The organism is Bradyrhizobium sp. P2_E8 (assembly GCF_056403875.1).
On sequence record NZ_JBFUES010000865.1, the window covers coordinates 1 to 3,204 of the forward strand.

Sequence of the window (3,204 nt, forward strand, 5' to 3'; positions counted from 1 at the left end):
ACACAACCCTGGAATATCCAGCGGCATGCCGCCGATCAGGGCGGCGTCAGTGCCGGGATCGGTGAGCGCGCTATGGCTGGTGTAGTCGGGAGTCGCGAATTCAGTCATCGAGACATATCGGCAAGGGCGACTAGATCATATCAGGCCCCCACCGCTCTGCACACGCTCTCGCCATCGCCACCCGCAAATCGGGACGCTGATATGCGGCCGGCCTTGCATCGCGGCTCCGGTGTTGACGCAGACTGCTCCGGGTTTAAGTACGACAGCAAATCTTGCAGGGATGGCGACGTTAGCTGGGCTGGTTCCCTTTGACGCCACCAATGCAGGACACATGTCGACATCGCCTCAAGCGACCTCGCCCCGCGCGACCACGACCTCCGCGCCCCCTCACCTCGCCATCGTCCTGTTCTCGCTCGCGATGGGCGGCTTTGCGATCGGAACCACCGAATTCGCATCGATGAGCCTGCTGCCGTTCTTCGCCGCCGACCTCGGGATCGACGAGCCGGCTGCGGGACACGCGATCAGTGCCTACGCGCTCGGCGTGGTGCTGGGCGCACCGCTGATCGCCGTGCTTGGTGCGCGCTTCGCCCGGCGCACGCAGCTCCTGGTCCTGATGGCCGTGTTCGCGCTCGGCAATGCGCTAACCGCGCTTGCGCCGGGCTTTGGCTGGATGATCGCGGCCCGTTTTCTCGCAGGGCTGCCGCATGGCGCCTATTTCGGCATCGCCGCGCTGGTCGCAGCCTCGCTCGTTCCTCAACATCGCCGCTCGCGCGCGATCGGCCAGGTGATGCTCGGCCTGACTGGCGCCACGATCATTGGCGTGCCCTTAGCCAATCTGGTCGGCCAGACGGTCGGCTGGCGCGCCAGCTTCGGCCTCGTGTCGTTGCTGGCGCTGCTCACGGTCCTGCTTTGCGCCCTGTTCGCGCCGCGCGACCAGGCCGGCAGGTCGGACCCGCTGCGAGAGCTCGGCGCCCTCAGAAGCGGCCGCGTCTGGATGACGCTGGCGATCGCCGCCATCGGCTTCGGCGGCATGTTCGCCGTCTATACTTACCTTGCGACGACATTGATCGAGGTCACCAAGGTCAGCCCCGCGGTGATTCCGGTCTTTCTCGCCGTGTTCGGCGTCGGCGCGACGCTCGGCAATCTGTTCGTGCCGCGCTTCGCGGACCGCGCCTTGATGCCGACGGCGGGCAGCATCCTGTTGTTTTCAGCGGTCGCGCTGCTGGTCTTCCCGCTTGCGGCCGGCAATCCCTGGCTGCTCGCGGCAGACGTCTTCGTGATCGGCGCCAGCGTCTCGCTCGGGGCTGTCCTCCAGACGCGCCTCATGGACGTCGCGGGCGACGCGCAGGCGCTCGCTGCTGCGCTGAACCATTCGGCGTTCAACACCGCCAACGCGCTCGGCCCGTTCCTGGGCGGCCTTGCCATTCGCGAAGGGCTGGGCTGGACCTCCACCGGTCCCGTCGGCGCTGCGCTCGCGCTTCTCGGCTTTCTGATCTGGATCGTCGCCGCGCGCGAGGCCGGACCCGCGCCGGGCGCGGACACATCAAGCGACGCTACCTTGCTGAAGACCACTCCCGCCAGGCCGGCGCCACCGCTGGCGCCGGATGACCGGAGCCGTTCGGATGCCGTCAGGGATCCGGTGGCTTAACGGCAGCTCGAGCAACTCTTGGGGCCGGTTCTACAGGGAGAACAACAACAACAACTTCAGCTCGGCCGCGCAGAAGACCACGGAGATCACGGTGCCGGTCGCGGTGACCGTGTTCCCCGCCGAGATCTATCGCGCGCCGAAGACATGGACGCAGCGCGCATATCCGACGCTCCATTACTTCAACGAGGTCGACAAGGGCGGCCACTTCGCAGCGTGGGAGCAGCCGCAGCTCTTCGCCACGGAGATGCGGGCGGCCTTCAGATCGCTGCGCTAGGCCGTTCGATCCGTGAGCCGGGCGGTGCTGTCGTGGCGCCGCCCGGCGCAATAAACGCGCACATGCACGCCACCGAAAGTTGTACGCGCGCTGATCATCATGTAACGTCAGCGTCTATCTTCACCGCGCGTGGCCCAGTCGTTACATGCTTGCCCGTATTCTGTTTCTCGTGGCCATGCTGCTTCCATGCGCACTGCGTGCCGAGGAAGCGCCTGCCGAAAAAACCGGATTTGCGCGCAAGCTGACGATCTATCTGGCCAAGGGGGCACCGGACGCGTGCGGACCGGGCTGCGACCGCTGGATCGCCATCGAGGGCGAGATCGATGGGGATGCAAGCCAACGCATTCGCCGCTTCCTGGCCGGCGTCAACGACACGCAGCGTCCGATCTACCTTCATTCGCCCGGCGGGAACGTGGAGCAGTCCTACGTCATCGGTCGGCTGCTGCGCAGTCGCAAGGCGGTCGCGCGGGTCGGACGGACGATCGCGACCGCGTGCGCCGCCGGCACACAGGCGGACGCCGCATGCCTGAAGACGAAGGCCGCCGGCGGCGAGGTCGAGGCGGAGCTCACGACCTACCATGCGATGTGCAACTCGGCCTGCGGTTACCTGTTTCTCGGGGCGACATCACGCGAGGTGGCTCCCGACGCCGCGCTGGCGGTCCATAACTCCAGGCTGGTCCTCGTCTTTCACGGGCATCCAGCTCCGCAGGCGGTTGCGGAATACAGGCAGCGCCGCATCGCGAATGCCGAACGCGACCGCGTCGCATTCATCGCAGCGATGGGGATCAGCCGCGAGCTCGACAATCTCATCCGGACGGTGAAGTTCGAAAACCTGCATATGCTGACGCGAGCCGAGCTCTATCGTTTCGGAATCGACACGCGAGCGTTTGCCGAAGGGATGTGGAAGCTGGAAAAGGCAACGCCGCCGTTCATCAGCAAGATTGCGGTGATGAAGAAGGAGAGCGGTTCTTCGTTCCGGACGATGGAGTGGCGCATGTTTTGCGACACCAGGAATCGTGTGCAACTGATGTTCGCGGGCGAGATCGACGAGGCGAGCGTCGGCAAGAGTACGATCATGATGACCGCGGACGCCGACAAGGACCAGGAAGCCGGAGGCTCTCCGGTGCGAGCCGCGAAGTACGAGATGTGGAGCGGCAGTATCGACCCTGACATGGTCAAGGCGATCATGGCGTCCCGCTCTCTCCATGTACGGCGGTCCACGCCGATGCCGGACGAAAAGGTGGACGTCACGAAATTTGACATCGACCTCACGGGCCTGGCG

The 3,204-nt window shown here is 65.6% G+C and carries 2 protein-coding genes and 1 pseudogene; all 3 read left to right on the plus strand.

What is annotated here, in order from left to right:
- The first annotated feature begins 331 nt into the window (after positions 1–331).
- Positions 332–1,648 carry an MFS transporter gene (locus tag AC1D00_RS33290; RefSeq protein ID WP_404556754.1) on the plus strand — a complete coding sequence of 439 codons (1,317 nt, stop codon included), beginning with the start codon at positions 332–334 and terminating at the stop codon, positions 1,646–1,648.
- A gap of 22 nt (positions 1,649–1,670) precedes the next feature.
- A pseudogene (locus AC1D00_RS33295) lies at positions 1,671–1,922 on the plus strand (alpha/beta fold hydrolase); the annotation flags it as partial.
- 145 nt (positions 1,923–2,067) lie between these two features.
- A partial coding sequence (locus tag AC1D00_RS33300; RefSeq protein WP_477013586.1) for a hypothetical protein occupies positions 2,068–3,204 on the plus strand: 1,137 nt, incomplete at its 3' end.